The sequence below is a fragment of the Pseudomonas sp. Irchel 3H9 genome, assembly GCF_900187495.1.
In the GTDB taxonomy this organism is placed as follows: Bacteria; Pseudomonadota; Gammaproteobacteria; order Pseudomonadales; family Pseudomonadaceae; genus Aquipseudomonas; species Aquipseudomonas sivasensis.
This window is the reverse complement of the sequence record NZ_FYDK01000002.1, coordinates 22,557-39,490: the sequence shown is the minus strand read 5'-3', so window position 1 is coordinate 39,490 and position 16,934 is coordinate 22,557. Positions and strand designations below refer to the sequence as shown.

General features: G+C 61.4%; 16 protein-coding genes. 11 read left to right on the top strand and 5 right to left on the bottom strand.

The features are described 5' to 3' along the window. Nucleotides 1-26: 26 nt before the first annotated feature. Nucleotides 27-920, bottom strand: a complete 894-nt coding sequence (locus CKW32_RS06185) for a GNAT family acetyltransferase (RefSeq protein ID WP_095184354.1) — start codon at nt 918-920, stop codon at nt 27-29. Nucleotides 921-1,157: 237 nt separating this feature from the next. Here CKW32_RS06185 and ctlX point away from each other — a divergent pair, with 237 nt between their 5' ends. The 7 genes from ctlX to CKW32_RS06150 all read left to right on the top strand — a co-directional run bounded on the left by ctlX (nt 1,158) and on the right by CKW32_RS06150 (nt 7,095). After that, entirely contained in the window at nt 1,158-2,084 is a 927-nt protein-coding gene (gene ctlX, locus CKW32_RS06180; protein ID WP_095184353.1) for a citrulline utilization hydrolase CtlX, read from the top strand. Nucleotides 2,085-2,095: 11 nt separating this feature from the next. Next, nucleotides 2,096-3,142 carry an ornithine cyclodeaminase gene (locus tag CKW32_RS06175; protein ID WP_095184352.1) on the top strand — a complete coding sequence of 349 codons (1,047 nt, stop codon included), beginning with the start codon at nt 2,096-2,098 and terminating at the stop codon, nt 3,140-3,142. Between the two features lie 257 nt (nt 3,143-3,399). Beyond that, nucleotides 3,400-4,179 carry an ABC transporter substrate-binding protein gene (locus CKW32_RS06170; RefSeq protein WP_095184351.1) on the top strand — a complete coding sequence of 260 codons (780 nt, stop codon included), beginning with the start codon at nt 3,400-3,402 and terminating at the stop codon, nt 4,177-4,179. Nucleotides 4,180-4,346: 167 nt separating this feature from the next. After that, nucleotides 4,347-5,048, top strand: a complete 702-nt coding sequence (locus CKW32_RS06165; RefSeq protein WP_032888150.1) for an ABC transporter permease — start codon at nt 4,347-4,349, stop codon at nt 5,046-5,048. After that, nucleotides 5,045-5,758: an ABC transporter permease gene (locus CKW32_RS06160; RefSeq protein WP_095184350.1), complete on the top strand. Its 714-nt coding sequence runs from the start codon at nt 5,045-5,047 to the stop codon at nt 5,756-5,758. The genes CKW32_RS06165 and CKW32_RS06160 overlap by 4 nt, the downstream gene beginning before the upstream one ends. 3 nt (nt 5,759-5,761) lie before the next feature. Then, on the top strand, nt 5,762-6,592 hold the full coding sequence (locus tag CKW32_RS06155) for an ABC transporter ATP-binding protein (RefSeq protein ID WP_241149748.1): 831 nt from the start codon (nt 5,762-5,764) through the stop codon (nt 6,590-6,592). Nucleotides 6,593-6,597: 5 nt separating this feature from the next. Beyond that, complete coding sequence (locus CKW32_RS06150; protein ID WP_032888155.1) at nt 6,598-7,095, top strand: Lrp/AsnC family transcriptional regulator; 498 nt, start codon at nt 6,598-6,600, stop codon at nt 7,093-7,095. 75 nt (nt 7,096-7,170) lie between these two features. Here the strand turns inward: CKW32_RS06150 and CKW32_RS06145 are convergent, their stop codons facing one another. The 4 genes from CKW32_RS06145 to CKW32_RS06130 form a co-directional block, all read right to left on the bottom strand. After that, nucleotides 7,171-8,004, bottom strand: coding sequence for a TIGR03915 family putative DNA repair protein (locus tag CKW32_RS06145; RefSeq protein WP_032888158.1), 834 nt, complete (start codon nt 8,002-8,004; stop codon nt 7,171-7,173). Continuing rightward, a complete protein-coding gene (locus CKW32_RS06140; protein WP_032888160.1) occupies nt 8,001-9,221 on the bottom strand; it encodes a putative DNA modification/repair radical SAM protein in 1,221 nt (406 codons plus the stop codon). Before CKW32_RS06140 ends, CKW32_RS06145 begins: the two co-directional genes overlap by 4 nt. 66 nt (nt 9,222-9,287) lie before the next feature. Further along, nucleotides 9,288-10,625, bottom strand: a complete 1,338-nt coding sequence (locus CKW32_RS06135; RefSeq protein WP_032888163.1) for a lysine N(6)-hydroxylase/L-ornithine N(5)-oxygenase family protein — start codon at nt 10,623-10,625, stop codon at nt 9,288-9,290. Between the two features lie 119 nt (nt 10,626-10,744). Then, on the bottom strand, nt 10,745-11,227 hold the full coding sequence (locus tag CKW32_RS06130) for a sigma-70 family RNA polymerase sigma factor (RefSeq protein WP_095184349.1): 483 nt from the start codon (nt 11,225-11,227) through the stop codon (nt 10,745-10,747). A 260-nt stretch (nt 11,228-11,487) separates the two neighbouring features. Here CKW32_RS06130 and CKW32_RS06125 point away from each other — a divergent pair, with 260 nt between their 5' ends. The 4 genes from CKW32_RS06125 (at nt 11,488) to CKW32_RS06110 (ending at nt 16,902) form a co-directional block, all read left to right on the top strand. Then, entirely contained in the window at nt 11,488-12,657 is a 1,170-nt protein-coding gene (locus CKW32_RS06125) for an efflux RND transporter periplasmic adaptor subunit (RefSeq protein ID WP_032888167.1), read from the top strand. Nucleotide 12,658: 1 nt separating this feature from the next. Beyond that, complete coding sequence (locus tag CKW32_RS06120) at nt 12,659-14,629, top strand: MacB family efflux pump subunit (protein ID WP_095184348.1); 1,971 nt, start codon at nt 12,659-12,661, stop codon at nt 14,627-14,629. After that, complete coding sequence (locus CKW32_RS06115; protein ID WP_095184347.1) at nt 14,622-16,034, top strand: efflux transporter outer membrane subunit; 1,413 nt, start codon at nt 14,622-14,624, stop codon at nt 16,032-16,034. Before CKW32_RS06120 ends, CKW32_RS06115 begins: the two co-directional genes overlap by 8 nt. A 106-nt stretch (nt 16,035-16,140) precedes the next feature. Beyond that, nucleotides 16,141-16,902, top strand: a complete 762-nt coding sequence (locus CKW32_RS06110) for an alpha/beta fold hydrolase (RefSeq protein WP_095184346.1) — start codon at nt 16,141-16,143, stop codon at nt 16,900-16,902. Nucleotides 16,903-16,934 lie beyond the last annotated feature (32 nt).

The window sequence follows — 16,934 nt, the reverse complement described above, 5'->3', positions numbered from 1 at the left end:
CCTCCCACATTTGCTCTCCGGCGTATTCAAGATTCTTTCGGAATATTCTCGGCAATCTTCTTCCCCATGCTGACCCTCGCCTCCACCCCATACCCCAGCGCCTCGTAAAACCCCGCCACCGCCTCATTGCCACTGGTGATCTGCAGGTTGATCTTCATGCAGCCCAGCGCCGTCAACGCCTGTTCCGCATGCCGCACCAGCGAAGAGCCCAGGCCATGACGCCGGTAGTCCGTGTGCACCGCCACCGAATAGAGCCAACCACGATGCCCGTCGTACCCGGCGAGAATGGTGCCGATCACGGTTTTTTTATCCGTCGCCACGAAGAACAACCCGTCATTGACCGCCAGCTTCTTATCGATCGCCAGGCTCGGCAGGTTATGGGCCGTGTCATAACCAAACGCCGCCTGCCATAGCTCAATCACCTGCGCGCGATGCGGACGATCGCGATATGGCCCGATGGGGTAGCGCGATGACAACGTCTTTTCCATCACCAGCGTGCGCTCGTTGCCATGGTAAACATCGCGCACCGTGTGAAACCCCAGCTTGGTGTAGAACGGCTCGGCGGTCAGCGAAGACGGCACACTTAATACGGTGACTCCTGCTTCGCGGGCGCGTAGTTCGATTTCCATCATCAGCAACCGGCCAATGCCCTGCCCTTGCAAGGTCGGGTTGACGAACACCGAGCGCACCACATTGGCATCAAGTGCCGCCGTGGCGACCACCCTCTGATCCTCAATCGCCACCAGCACGATACGGCGCTTGAGCAAGGTCAACACCGCGTCCGGCGTGAAGTTGCTCGCCACACGGGCAATCACGTCCGCCGGGTAATCCCGCGCATTGCTGCTGTGCAGGGCCGCCAGGATGACCTGGCTGATCCCTTCGGCATCGGTGGGTTGGGCGAGACGAACGGCGGTAGACATGATTCCTCCTGGCTGACGGCGCTATAACAGTCGCTACTGTACCAATGTGGGAGTGGCTTGCCCCTCCCGCATTTTGACCGCATTCCACCTCTCGCAGCCGATTCGGCTGGCCTACCCCCCTTTTCAGCTTTCCCGGCTGAGCCGCCCCTGGGTTTCAGCCGGGATTCATCCCGCACAAGCCACAAAATAGCCCCACTGCATCTTTGTTCACCGCCTTACTCATGGATCCGTGCACCCATGCAAACCACCAACACCGTCTTGATGATTCGCCCGGCGCGCTTTGCCTTCAACCCGGACACTGCGATCAACAACCGCTTTCAACGCCCGCCCCTTGACCCGCTCAGCGCACAGCAGAAAGCGCTGGAAGAGTTCGACGGTTATGTCGACACCCTGCGCCAGCACGGCGTGGAAGTGCTGGTGGTGCAGGACACTCTGGCGCCCCACACTCCCGACTCAATCTTCCCCAACAACTGGTGGAGCAGCCACGCCGACGGCAGCCTGGTGCTGTACCCGATGGAAGGCCAGAACCGACGACTGGAGCGCAACAAGGGTGTGTTGCAAGTGCTGGAGCAACGTTTTGCGATCAACAGCACCATCGACCTCAGCCATCTCGAACAACAGAACATATTCCTCGAAGGCACCGGCAGCATGGTGCTCGACCGCCAACACCGCATCAGCTACGCCTGCCACTCCGGACGCACCCATCAGGATGCGCTGCGCGAATTCGCCGAACGCCTCGACTACCGGCTCTGCGTATTCCATGCGGTTGACCGCCAACACGCGCCGATCTACCACAGCAACGTGATGATGAGCGTCGGCCGCGACCTGTCGGTGGTGTGCCTGCAAGCCCTGCCCGACCAAAACGAACGCCTGGCCCTGGAACGCTCCCTGCGCGACACCGGCAAGGACATCCTCGCCCTCGACTTCGACCAATTGGAAGCCTTCGCCGGCAACATGCTTGAAGTCCACGACCGCGACGGCCAGCCGCTGCTGGTGATGTCTGCCAGCGCCTGGTGCGCACTGCAACCGGCCCAGCGCCAGCATGTGGAACGCCATACGCGGCCTGTGGTGGTGAATATCGACAACATCGAACGCATCGGCGGCGGCAGTGCCCGCTGCATGCTCGCGGAAGTGCACCTGCCCGCCCGCCCCTCATTTCAATAAGGAGTCTTGCCATGACCCGCTATATCGACGTCAACGACCTCAGCTACCTGGTCTCGCAAAAAGGCCTGCAAACCTGCATCACCGAGATGGCCGAGTACATTCGCGCTGACTACCTGCGCTGGCAGGATTTTGAAAAGTGCGCGCGCCTGGCCAACCACTCGCCGGATGGCGTGATCGAGTTGATGCCGGTGTCAGACGCGTCGCTGTACGCCTTCAAGTACGTCAACGGCCACCCAAAAAACACCCTCGCCGGAATGCTCACCGTCATGGCGTTCGGTGCGTTGGGCGACGTGGACACCGGCAAACCAGTGCTGCTGGCAGAAATGACCCTGACTACCGCCATTCGCACCGCCGCCACCTCGGCGCTGGTCGCGCGTTACCTGGCCCGAGACAACAGCCGCAGCATGGCGTTGATCGGCAACGGCTCGCAGAGCGAGTTTCAGGCCCTGGCCTTCCACGCCATGCTCGGCATCAACGAAATCCGCCTGTTCGATATCGACGCCAAGGCCACTGCCAAACTGGCAGCCAACCTCAAGGCCTTCCCGGCGATCAGGGTGATCCTGGCCGGCAGCGTGGCGGAAGCGGTCAAGGGCGCGGATATCGTCACCACCGTGACCGCAGACAAGGCCTACGCGACCATCCTCACCGACGACATGATCGAACCCGGCATGCACCTCAACGCCGTGGGCGGCGACTGCCCGGGCAAGACCGAGCTGGACCGACGCATCGTCGAGCGCGCCCGGGTCATCGTCGAGTACGAGCCGCAAAGCCGTATCGAAGGTGAGATCCAGCACATGCCGAAAGACTCGCCGGTGACCGAGCTGTGGCAGGTGATCAACGGCCAGGTAGCCGGCCGCGAGAATGAGCGCCAGATCACCCTGTTCGACTCGGTAGGTTTTGCCATCGAAGACTACTCGGCCCTGCGCTACGTGCTCGACGTGGCCAAGGCTCTGGATGTGGGCAGCGAGTTGGAGTTGGTGCCGGACCTGGCCGACCCGAAAGACCTGTTCGCACGCCTGGCCCAGCAGCCACGCGCACAGCACAAAAAGCGCGCGTGAGACCGCTCTGGCCTGCCCCTTTGCGCCGAGGGCAGGCCCGACTTACAGAGCTGAAAAGCCGATTCAGCGGGTGCAACAGCCGATTCCGCTGCAATGCTCGTTTTAACAGCGCAATTTGCGCTTTGAGCACCGGGTAAACGACACAAAAAAAGCACCACCATCAAGCATTCTGAGCCCGACCGAAGAGTCACCGAATGAATGCAAGCCGCACCCTTTTTACTGCCCTGACATCAATTACAAAATATAGGGACTGACACATGATTCCACTGCGATCACTTTTCGCTGCGTTGCTGTTTCCATTGTGCGCCAGCGCCGCCCACGCCCAGGACTGGAAAGAAATCCGCTTCGGCGTATTCCCCGAATACCCACCCTTTGAATCCGTGGCCGCTGACGGCAGCCTGCAAGGCTTCGATATCGAATTGGGCAATGCCATCTGCGCCAAGCTCGACGTCAAATGCACCTGGGTGCACAACGAATTCGACGGCATGATCCCGGCGCTGCGCGCGCGCAAATTCGACGCCATCATGTCGTCCATGGCCGTGACGCCGGCCCGTGAAAAAGTCATCGACTTCAGCGACCGGCTGTTCCTCAGCCCAACCTCGGTGATCACCCGCAAAAGCGCCGACTTCGGCGACACGCCTGAATCGTTGAAAGGCAAGCAGGTCGGCGTACTGCAAGGCTCGTTGCAGGAAGCCTATGCCCGTGCGCACCTGGCTAAGCTCGGGGCTCAGGTCAAGGCCTACCAGTCCCAGGAACAGAACTACGCCGACCTGCAAAACGGCCGCCTCGACGCCACCCTCACCGACAAACTCGAAGCCCAGCTCAACTTCCTGTCCAAACCTGAAGGCGCCGACTTCAAGACCGGCCCGGCCTTCAAGGACCCGACCCTGCCGCTGGATATCGCCATGGGGTTGCGCAAGAACGACCAGGAATTGCGTGCGCTGATCAACAAGGGCATCGCCGCCGTCCAGGCCGATGGCACCTACGCGCAGATCCAGAAGAAGTACTTCGGCGATCAGGACATCTACAACGAATAAGCCAACACAATCCCTGTGGGAAAAGATTTGTGTGGGAGGGGGCTTGCTCCCGATAGCGGTGGGTCAGTCACAACTGCATCAACTGACACACCCTCATCGGGAGCAAGCCCCCTTCCACAAAAGCCCCCCCCACAGGGGTATGTCTGCGCCCTTTAGAGATTCCCCCCATGAACGAACTCCTCAACCTGCAAGGCTACGGCCCCATGCTGGCCCAGGGTGCCTGGATGACGCTCAAGCTGGCGTTCCTCGCGCTGGCCTTGAGCCTCACCCTCGGCCTGCTCGCCGCGGGCGCCAAGCTGTCCAGCGCCAAATGGCTGCGGGTGCCGGCCACGCTGTACACCACGTTGATCCGTAGCGTGCCGGACCTGGTGCTGATCCTGCTGATTTTCTACAGCCTGCAACTGTGGCTCAACGACCTGACCGAACGCGTCGGCTGGGATTATTTTGAAATCGACCCGTTTACCGCCGGCGTGATCACACTGGGGTTTATCTACGGCGCGTATTTCACCGAGAACTTCCGTGGCGCAATCCTCAGTGTGCCGGTCGGCCAACTGGAAGCTGCCACCGCCTATGGCCTGAGTCGCTGGCAGCGGTTTCATCTGGTGCTGTTTCCGCAGTTGATGCGCTTCGCTCTGCCAGGCCTGGGCAATAACTGGCTGGTACTGCTCAAGTCCACGGCGCTGGTGTCGATCATCGGCCTGTCGGACCTAGTCAAAGCCGCGCAAAACGCCGGCAAGACCACCAACGAGCCGCTGTACTTCCTGATCCTTGCCGGCCTGGTCTACCTGGTGATCACCACCCTCTCCAACCGCATCTTCAAGCGCCTCGAGCGGCGCTATAACCTCGGCATCAAGGGGATGGCGCGATGATCGAATTGTTCCAGCAATACGGCCTGGCCTACCTGTTCAGTGATGGCTCGGGCCTTTCCGGCGTGGCCATGACCCTGTGGCTGTTCATCATCTCGGTGGTGCTGGGCTTCATTCTGTCGATTCCCCTGGCACTGGCGCGGGTCTCGGAGCACTTCTGGCTGCGCTGGCCGGTGGAGGTCTACACCTACTTGTTTCGCGGCACGCCGCTGTATATCCAACTGCTGATTTGCTACACCGGGCTCTACAGCCTTGAAGTGGTGCAGGACAACGCCCTGCTCAACCAGTTTTTCCGCAATGCGCTGAACTGCACCCTGCTGGCGTTTGTTTTGAACACCTGCGCCTACACCGTGGAGATCTTCGCCGGGGCGATTCGCAATATCCCCCATGGCGAGATCGAAGCCGCCCGCGCGTACGGTCTGCACGGCTGGCGCTTGAATCTGTTTGTGGTGGTGCCCGCCGCGCTGCGCCGCGCGTTGCCGGCCTACAGCAATGAAATGATCCTGATGTTGCACGCCACCTCGCTGGCGTTCACCGCCACCGTCGCCGATATCCTCAAAGTGGCCCGCGACGCCAATGCCGAGACGTTCCTGACGTTCCAGGCCTTCGGCATCGCTGCCCTGCTGTACATGTTGCTGTCCTTTGCACTGGTGGGCCTGTTTCGACTGGCCGAACGTCGCTGGATGCGTTTTCTTATTCCTACCCGAGGCTAACCCATGAATCAGTCCGCGCAGGCCCTGGCCACTTATCCTGTCGATGCACCCGCTACCAAGGCTGCAACTGCTGCCATCAAGCTGCAAGTCGAAGGCATTCATAAACGCTACGGCGAGCACGAAGTGCTCAAGGGTGTTTCCCTTAACGCGCGCCAAGGCGATGTGATCAGCCTGATCGGCGCCAGCGGCTCCGGCAAAAGCACCATGCTGCGTTGCATCAACTTTCTGGAGCAGCCCGACGCTGGAGTCATCACCCTGGACGGCATCAGCATAGAAATGCAGCAAGGGCGTGCCGGCACCCGTGCCCCGGATCAGGCGCAATTGCAGAACCTGCGCACGCGCCTGGCCATGGTGTTCCAGCACTTCAACCTGTGGAGCCACATGACCGTGCTGGAAAACATCACCATGGCGCCGCGCCGGGTGCTGGGCGTAAGTGCGGCGGAGGCGGAAAAACGCGCACGGATGTACCTGGACAAGGTCGGCCTGCCAGGCCGCGTGGCAGATCAATACCCGGCGTTCCTGTCCGGCGGCCAGCAACAGCGCGTGGCGATTGCACGGGCCTTAGCGATGGAGCCGGAAATCATTCTGTTCGATGAGCCGACGTCCGCACTGGACCCAGAACTTGTAGGAGAAGTCCTCAAAGTCATACAGACGTTGGCCGAGGAAGGTCGTACCATGCTGATGGTCACCCACGAGATGGGCTTTGCCCGCCAGGTGTCCAGCCAAGTGCTGTTCTTGCACCAGGGACGGGTCGAGGAACAAGGCAGCGCCGAGATCCTCGACCACCCCAAAAGCGAGCGCTTGCAGCAATTTCTTTCCAACCGTTTGAAGTGAAACCCATGGATACCAAGGCCAACGGACCCCATACCTCCCCCGCGCTGGATCGCATCGATGAGGCAATCATCGAAGTACTGCGCCATCAGGGGCGGATCACCTATGAAAAGCTCTCGTCACTGGTGCACCTTACCCCCAGGCCTTGCCTGGAGCGGGTGCGCAAGCTGGAGCGCCGTGGAGTGATCCGTGGGTATGGGGCGATCATCGACGTGCAGATGGTCTCGCCAGGGCTGTCGTTGCTGGTGCTGGTGGCCTTGTCCAACCAAAGCGGGCGCTCGGCGCAAAAGGCCTTCGAAGCTTGCATCAAAGCCTGCCCCCAGGTGTTCGAATGCCAGTTGATCAGCGGGCCGTTTGACTACAGTCTGCGCATGCGCTGTCGGGACATGGAGCATTACCGGGTGGTATCGGAGATCTGGCTGAACAATGATGAGTTGCACATTGATAAGTTGGTGGCGCATCCGGAGTTGGCGGTAGTGAAAAATACCGCCATCGAACTGGCCTGAGCCCCACTCGCCAAACCAATGAGGATCGAATGTGGGAGGGGCAAGTCGAATCGTCGCACCGCCCCTCCAACATTTTTAACCATGCCCGCTTAAGATTTTCTTACCTTGGCGCGCCGCCACCAGCTTCGCCTGCCCATCCTTTTGCTTGCCCGTGCGCGCCTCGCTGATCAACCCCGGTATCAACTTGCCCTCCGGCAGATTCTTCCAGAACCGGCTGGGCAAGTGCCCTTCCATTACCTTGGGATTCAACCGCGCCGGATTGAAAATATGGCTGTAGTAAGTCAGCCACATAGCGCTGTGCGGGTCTTCGACATTCTGCGCCAATTGCTGCCACGCCTCGGGGCACTCGCGCTGATGAATCAGCTGTTCACCGTCGTAATACACCCCATCCAACGGCGTAGCGATCATCCAACGATGACGCCCCATACGCCCGACAAAGTGCTGGCTGGCCGATTTCAAGATGTCATGGGCCGGCTCATGCCAGGCCACATACTCCGGCAGTTCAGGCCCCGCCTCTGCCGGTAACGCGATGAACCGCACAAACGCATGCAGGTGATGGGCTTCACGGCTGACCTGTTTGATGCGCCGCTGCAATTCGCTGCCCAGCTTGTCGCCCGCCAGCATCGCCGTGCGGTCGCCATGGCTGACCCGCCACAGCACCTCATACAGCAGGCTCCAACGCTGGTCGCCGTGATAGCAGGCCGCAGACTCCAGCAGCTCGATCAGCGCCTTGGGAATACGCGCCTGAAACGGACCGAGCCCTTCAGGAATCGCCTCGTCAGTGGCGAACAAATCCGCCACTTCGGCCTCACCCCAGCTCACCTGGCTGGGGTCGACCTGATGGCTGAGCAACCAGCGCGCCTGTTCGCGCCAGGTGCTGAACAGGTTGTCGCATTCCAGGCTGATCATCCCCACAACCCCATCTGTTGCGGTTGCGGACGATCGCGCAGTTGTTCGCGCAGCAGCACGCTGGTGCTGTCAGCCTGTTGCGGGTGGTAGTCGCTGGTGATGAAAAACGGCTTGGCCTTGGCCAGCACGCAGCGCATGCGGGCCAGGTCTTCGAAGCGAATCTTGCGTTCACGGCGCAGGTCCACCAGGCGTTGGGTGGTGCGCAGGCCGATACCTGGGATGCGCGCAATAAGCGTGGGTTCGGCGCGGTTCAGATCAAGGGGAAACACCTCACGATGCTCCAGGGCCCAAGCCAGCTTGGGGTCGATATCCAACGCCAGATGGCCGGGGCCTTCGAACAATTCATTGGCGCTGAAGCCATAGCTGCGCAGCAGGAAATCCGCCTGGTACAGACGGTGCTCACGCATCAAAGGCGGCGCAGCCAGGGGCACGCTTTTCGGGCTGTTGGGGATGGGGCTGAACGCCGAGTAATACACGCGGCGCAGCTTGAAGTTGCCATACAGCGCCTCGGCGCCGTGAAGGATGGTGCTGTCATCGGTATCGTCGGCGCCGACGATCATCTGCGTGCTCTGCCCAGCCGGGGCGAAACGCGGGGCGCGAGGTTCGTTGAACACGGTCTGTTCGCCGGTGTAGATGGTCTGCATGGCCTGCTTGATGGTGACGATTTGTTTTTCCGGCGCCAGGGTGTTCAGGCTGGCCTCGGTGGGCAGTTCGATGTTCACGCTCAGCCGGTCGGCGTAGCGCCCGGCTTCGGCGATAAGCGCAGGGTCGGCGTCGGGAATGGTCTTGAGGTGGATATAGCCGCGGAAGTCATGCTCTTCACGCAATAGCTTCGCCACCCGTACCAGCTGCTCCATGGTGTAGTCGGCCGAACGAATGATGCCGGAGCTGAGAAACAGCCCGCTGACGCAGTTGCGCTTGTAGAAATCGAGGGTCAGGGTGACCACCTCCTCCGGGCTGAAACGCGCGCGGGGCACGTCGCTGGAGCGGCGGTTGACGCAGTATTGGCAGTCGTAGAGACAGAAGTTGGTAAGCAGCACCTTGAGCAACGACACGCAACGGCCGTCGGGCGTATAGCTGTGGCAGATGCCCATGCCATCGGTTGAACCCAGCCCCGCCTTGCCCTCCGAACTGCGCTTGGGTGCGCCACTGCTGGCACACGAAGCGTCGTACTTGGCGGCGTCGGCGAGGATGCTGAGTTTTTCGATCAACTGCATGGAAGGCTACCAATACTGGTTTTTTGTACAGTATCAGGCAGCCCTCCGGGTCACAAGTGCAGTCTGTCAGCTGGCGGTGGCCAACAGCAGGTCCTGCACCGAACGCGCCTTGCCTCGGCTGCGGTCGTATTCATACAACGACGCGGCAATTTCATCCGCGCGAATCGGCAGAATCGACAGCAATGTGTCGCTCAAACCATGGCTGGCCTGGCTGAAGCCCTGGATATAGATACCCGCCTTGCAGCGATCGTCGGTCACGATGCGGTAGTCACGAGCCACTTCGAAATCACCCATATACGCTTCCAGAGGCGCCAGCAGTTCGCGGTGCATCTGACGCTCGTAGCCGGTCGCCAGCACCACCGCATCGTAATGATTGACGGTGATGTCACCGTTGGCATTGTTGCGCAGGGTCAACTCAATACCCATCGGGCCGGCCACCGCTTTTTCCACCACGGTCATGGTGCGGAACGCGTGACGGGCGATGCCGGAGACTTTCTGGCGGTAGAGAATCCCGTAGATACGCTCGATCAGGTCCAGATCGACCACCGAATAGTTGGTGTTCTGGTACTCCGCGACCAAACGCTCGCGCTCGGCCCCCACTTGTTGGAACACCAGGTCGGTGAAGGCCGGCGAGAACACCTCATTGACGAACGGGCTGTCATCGGCCGGCTTTAGCGCCGAACCGCGCAGGATCATGTCGACCTGCACCGACGGATAGCTGTCATTGAGGTCGATGAAGGCTTCAGCCGCGCTCTGGCCACCGCCAATGATCGCGATGCGCATCGCCTTGCCGTCCACACAGGGTTGCTGCGCAACGCGGGCCAGGTACTGGGAGTGATGAAATACGCGGTTGTCATCCTTGAGCCCTTTGAACGCCGCAGGCACCCGTGGCGTGCCACCGGCGCTGACCACCACCGAGCGCGTCGTGCGCACGTGCTGCTCACCGTGGGCATCGCGGGAAATCACGCGCAGGGCCTCGACCTGCTGCTGATGCAGGATCGGCTCGATGGCCAGTACTTCCTCGCCATAACGGCCCTGGTTCTGGAATTGCGCTGCGACCCAGCGCAGGTAGTCGTTGTACTCCATGCGGCACGGGTAAAAGGTGCCCAGATTGATGAAGTCCACCAGGCGGTCGTGGGCTTTCAGGTAATTGACGAAGGAGTACGGGCTGGTGGGGTTGCGCAGGGTCACCAGGTCCTTGAGGAACGAAATCTGCAGTTCACTCTGGGTCACCAGGGTATTGCCATGCCAGCGGTAGTCGGCCTGCTTGTCGAGAAACAGCGCGTCCAGCTTGCCCTGGGTTTTCTCTCGTTCCTGCAGAGCGATGGCCAGCGCCAGGTTCGATGGGCCGAAACCGATACCGATAAGGTCGTGAACCGCGGGCGAAGCAATTGCCTGTGTCATTCCAGTGTCCTCTGGATAAGCCCCTTGGCGATGGGGCAGGAATACCTTCAAGACCTGCACAACAGGTCATGTGTTGATAGGAAACGAGGACAGTGAAATAAAATTTACCTGATCAGCGATCAGTGCCCTTCCCACTCGCGCATCCGCACCCGACAGTGCTTCATGGCGTTGACGATATGTTTTTCCACCAGGGCGCGGGAAATACCCAGGCGCTCGGCAATCTGCAGGTGGGTCAGCCCGTCGAGTTTGCGCAGCAGGAAGCTGTCGCGGCAGGCTTTCGGCAACTCGGCCAGGGCACGATCAAGCAGCTCCAGGCGTTGGCCTTGGTCGTGGCTGGCGTGGGGGGAACTGGGGGAGAAGCGTTCTTCGCTGTCGAGTATTTCCAGCGGCTCGTGCTGGCGCAGTACGTTGCGCCGATGCCCGTCGATCACCAGGTTCAGCGCCGTGCGGTATAAAAACGCGCGGGGCTGGTCGATGGGGATAGCGCTGGAACGCTCAAGTACCCGAACGTAGGCGTCATGCACCACATCTTCGGCCACCTGACGGTTGCCCAGCTTGGCGTTGAGGAAACACACCAGCTCGCGATAGTAGTTTTCCAACATGACTCCCGACCGCCACAGAAAGGCGATATCCGTTCCTTGAGTACCTGAAAATGACAACCCATAGCGTAATGGCAGTTTGGGTGCGTGCAATTTATAGTAATTCTCATCTACTTTTAAACAAGTCTTGCGCCACCGGTCGTTTTTTTTACGCAAACGACCTGTTACACAGTGTGTAACAGCCTAAATCCCCACGCGTTTCTCTCGTTTAACTGTCAGCTCTGCGCAACTGCGCTCCGAACTTTCCTGGCTGGAACCTAAGCATGAAACGCCCTCGACCTGCCCGACGCGCCCTGCTAGTTGTGGCGTGCCTGATTCCCGTCATCGCGGTCGCCGCCTGGCAAGTACTGCCGACCGGCCGCGACACGCTGACCACCGTCACCGTGACTCGCGGCGATATCGAAAACAGCGTGACCGCTTTGGGCACCCTGCAACCACGTCGTTACGTGGACGTGGGCGCCCAGGCTTCCGGGCAGATTCGCAAGATCCACGTTGAAGCCGGCGACCAGGTGCAGGAAGGCCAATTGCTGGTAGAGATCGACCCCTCGACGCAAAAAGCCAAGCTCGATGCCAGCCGCTACGCCATCGAAAACCTCAAGGCACAGTTGCAGGAGCAGAAGGCCCAGCACGAACTGGCGCGGCAGAAGTACCAGCGCCAGCAGCGTCTGGTCGCCGGCAACGCCACCCGCGAAGAGGATGTGCAGACCGCCAAGGCGGAACTGAGCGCCACCCAGGCCCGGGTCAATATGTTCCAGGCGCAGATCCTCCAGGCTCAGGCCAGCCTGCGCAGCGATGAAGCGGAGTTGGGCTATACGCGTATCTACGCGCCAATGACCGGCACGGTGGTTGCCGTGGACGCGCGGGTCGGCCAGACCCTCAATGCCCAGCAGCAGACGCCGTTGATCCTGCGCATCGCAAAGTTGTCGCCGATGACCGTGTGGGCCGAAGTCTCGGAGGCCGACATCGGCCATGTGAAACCCGGCATGACGGCGTACTTCACCACCCTGAGCGGCGGCAACCGGCGCTGGACCAGCACCGTACGCCAGATCTTGCCGATTCCACCCCAGCCCTTGAACGAAACCCAGGGCAGCGGCAGCCCTAATAGCTCCGGAAAAAGCGGCACCGGCCGCGTGGTGCTGTACACCGTGCTGCTGGATGTCGACAACGGCGATAACGCGTTGATGGCCGAAATGACCACCCAAGTGTTTTTTGTCGCCAGCCAGGTCAAGGACGCCCTGACCGCGCCGGTCGCCGCCCTGCTGGGCAGCCACAGCGCCGACAAACAGATCGCCCGTGTTGTCACGGAGAACGGCCGCATCGAGGAGCGCGAGGTGCAACTGGGCATCAGTGATCGCCTGCGGGTGCAGGTACTCGGTGGACTGAATGAAGGCGACCACCTGTTGATCGGCCCGGCTGCTGGCAGCGGGGGTTGAGTTGACCACGCCTCTGATCGAACTCAAGAACATCCGCAAGTCCTACGGCGGTGGCGACAGCCCACAGGTGGACGTGTTGCGCGGCATCGACCTGTCGATCCATGCCGGGGAATTCGTCGCCATCGTCGGCGCGTCCGGCTCCGGCAAGTCCACGCTGATGAACATCCTCGGCTGCCTCGATCGGCCCTCGGTCGGGGACTACCTGTTTGCCGGGGAAAACGTCGCCCACCTGGACAGTGATGAATTGGCCTGGCTACGCCGCGAGGCCTTTGGTTTTGTGTTCCAGGGCTACCACCTGATTCCTTCAGGCACGGCCCAGGAGAACGTCGAGATGCCGGCGATCTACGCCGGTATCAGCGCGTCCGAACGCCATGCCCGAGCCAACGCCCTGCTGACGCGTCTGGGCCTGGCCGAGCGTACCGGTAACCGTCCACATCAACTGTCCGGCGGTCAGCAGCAGCGGGTGTCCATTGCCCGCGCACTGATGAACGGCGGCCATATCATTCTCGCCGACGAACCCACCGGTGCCCTCGACAGCCATAGCGGCGCCGAGGTGATGACCCTGCTCGACGAACTGGCCAGCCAGGGCCACGTGGTGATCCTGATCACTCACGACCGCGAAGTCGCCGCGCGGGCCAACCGTATCATCGAGATTCGCGATGGCCTGATCATCAGCGACTCGGCCGATGACAGTGAAACAGCCCCAACAGCCGCCAGCGGCGCGTTGCAAGCCGTGGACCTGCGTCAACGCCTGGTCGACGGTGCGGAGCATAACGGCGCGTGGAAAGCCGAATTGGTGGACGCGGTACAAGCCGCCTGGCGGGTGATGTGGATCAACCGTTTTCGCACCGCATTGACCCTGCTGGGGATCATCATCGGCGTGGCGTCGGTGGTGGTGATGCTGGCGGTCGGCGAAGGCAGCAAGCGCCAGGTCATGGCGCAGATGGGCGCGTTCGGCTCCAACATTCTTTATTTGAGCGGTGCATCACCCAACCCACGCACGCCACTGGGCGTCATCACCCTCAATGACGTCGAGGCACTGGGTGCGTTGCCCCAGGTCAAGCGCATCATGCCGGTCAACGGCAGCAAAGCAGGCGTGCGCTATGGCAACGTCGACTACATGGCGTACGTGGGCGGCAACGACACCAACTTCCCGGATATCTTCAATTGGCCGGTGGTCGAGGGCAGCTACTTCACCACCGCCGACGAGCGCAGCGGGGCTACGGTCGCGGTGATCGGCCACCGTATCCGCGAAAAGCTGTTCAAGGGCCAGGTCAATCCGATCGGACAATACATCCTGATCGAGAACGTGCCCTTCCAGGTGATCGGCGTGCTGGCGGAAAAAGGCGCCGCCTCCGGCGATAAGGACAGCGACGACCGTATCGCCATCCCCTACACCGCCGCCAGCGTGCGTTTGTTTGGCAGCTACGACCCCGAATACGTGGTGATTGCCGCCGCCGATGCAGGCAGGGTCCACGAAGCCGAAGTGGCCATCGACCAACTTATGCAGAAGCTGCACAACGGCAAACCCGACTACGAGTTGACCAACAACGCCGCAATGATCCAGGCCGAGGCCCGTACCCAGAACACCCTGTCGCTGATGCTGGGCTCAATTGCCGCGATTTCCTTGCTGGTGGGCGGTATTGGCGTGATGAACATCATGCTGATGACCGTGCGCGAGCGGACCCGCGAAATCGGCATCCGCATGGCTACCGGTGCGCGCCAACGCGACATCCTGCGCCAGTTCCTTACCGAGGCGGTCATGCTCTCGGTGGTCGGCGGCTTGTGCGGCATTGCCCTGGCCCTGCTGGTGGGCGGCGTATTAGTGCTAGCCAAGGTGGCGGTGCAGTTTTCCCTGGTGGCGGTGCTTGGCGCATTTGGTTGTGCGCTGGTCACCGGCGTCGTATTCGGCTTTATGCCGGCCCGTAAAGCTGCCCGGCTCGATCCGGTTAAGGCGTTGACCAGTGAATAAACGATCCATCCCCTCGCAGCTGTCCCTGATCAGCCTGTGCCTGCTGCTCAATGCCTGCGCCGGCGATCCACCCGCGGTGGACAGCGGTATTGCGCCGCCGGCCGCCTGGCAGTTCGCCGAGCGCGACGCGGCCCAGAGCACCAACCAGCACTGGTGGACGCAATTCGGCAGCCCGCAGTTGAACCGGCTGGTCGAACAGGCCCGGCGTGACAGTGTCGACGTGGCCGCCGCCATGGCCCGTGTGCGGCAGGCCCAGGCCAGTGCAGTGATCGCCGGGGCGCCGTTGCTACCCGAGGTGAAGTTCGACCTCGCCACCAGCCACCAGAAGCTGCTGCACGGCCAGGGCGGACCAGACCTGGACGTCTCGCAGAGCGACGACGCGGTCGACAATTTTGGCGCCAGCTTGACGGCCAGTTATGAAGTGGATTTCTGGGGCGGCCGCGCCGCCGCCCGAGACAGCGCCCTGCAGGGCCTGCGGGCCAGTGAGTTCGATCAGGCCACCGTGGAACTGACCTTGCTCAGCAACGTGGCCGACCGCTACGCGCAAACCCTGGCCGCACGTCAGCGCCAGCAGATCGCCGAGCTGAACCTGGCCAATGCACGCAACGTGCTCGACCTGGTGCAAACCCGCTACGACGCGGGCTCCGCCACGGCGCTGGAACTGGCCCAACAGAAAAGCCTGGTCGCCAGCCAGCGACGCCAACTGCCATTGATTCAGCAACTGGCCGAAGAATCCCAGATCACCCTCGCGGCCCTCCTTGGCCAGCCGATTCAAACCCTGGACCTGGGCGCCGAGCCCTTCCAGGCCCTGACCTGGCCAACCATCGGCACCGGCATGCCCAGCCAGTTGCTCAGCCGCCGCCCCGATATTGCCAAGGCAGAGGCCCAACTGGCCGCCGCGCAAGCGGACGTCACCGTGGCGCGCGCCGCGATGCTGCCAGCCTTGACCCTCGGCGCCACACTGGGCTCCGACGCCTACAAGGCCGTGGACATTCTGCGCAGCCCGTATTACACGCTGACTGCCGGACTGGCAGGGCCGATCTTCAACAACGGCCGTTTAAGCGCCGAACGCGACAAGGCCCGAGCGCGCCAAGATGAGCTGCTGTACGCCTATCGCGGTGCGATCATCAACGGTTTTGCCGATGTGGAAAAAGCCCTCAGCAGCATCACGCGCCTGGACCAGCAGCGCCAATGGCAAACGGAAGAATTGCAGCAGGCCCAGACCGCCTTCCAGATTGCTGAAAGCCGCTACCAGGCGGGCGCCGAGGACCTGCTTACGGTACTGGAAACCCAGCGCACGCTTTATGCTGCCCAGGACTTGAACGTGCAATTGCGACTGTCACGCCTGCAGGCCAGCATCGCGCTGTACAAGGCATTGGGTGGCGGTTGGAAGACTAATATCTGATAAACGAAACTCTTGTTTCGTACACCAGTCGTCTCACGCCCCTACATTCGTCACCTCAGGATCCTTGGTAAAAAGCCGCTTCCACACGGCTGCCCGGGACCTCCTGATGAATGTTGCAAAACACCTCGCATGCGGCTGTCTCTGGCTGGTCACTCATCTTGTCCAGGCAGAGTCACTGATCAAGCCCACCGCCATCGATTGGCTGCTCGATTGCACCCTCCCCACAGACGAACAGATGGCCCCTGAGGTGCTGGCGCGCACCCAGTGCGGCGTCGTGACAGTACCGCGTAACCACGCGGCCCCCGGGGAAGGCACTCAACGCCTGTACCTGACCCGTGTCGGCGCCCGTGAGCCACTGAGTCGTGAAGGTGTGGTATTCGTCCAACCCGGTGACACACTGCAGGAAAACAGCGCAAGTACGTTCAGCATTCACCTCGTCAGCCGTTGGGAGACCTACTACACACAGGCCTACCGCACTCTGCTCAACCGCTACGATGTGATTGAACTCAGCCCTCGCGAACTCACTCAGGCCCATGACGTCGAACAGGCAGTTCAGGACATGGAGTATGTACGCGCACAACTGGGCGACCCACGATTGCATTTTTTGGGTAACGGCCACGCAACCCGCCTGGGCAGCCGTTACGCGGTGCAGTTTCCCGAACGCGTCGCACGCATGGTGCTGGTCAACGCTGAACAGGGCACGGCAGACGCTTTTCAAGTCACACACCTGCGCCTCAGGGAGCCCGCCAAACCGGACGGCGGAGGGTGTATCAGCCGATGGGTGGGCGATTTCCTGGCCCTTGGCAAACAGCCGCCGCCCTCCACTCGCTGTCTTGACGGGCTTGCCAGGGAGCAGGTCCACCGTTGAATTGCATTCCACGCCCCCCTCTTCAGTGATCA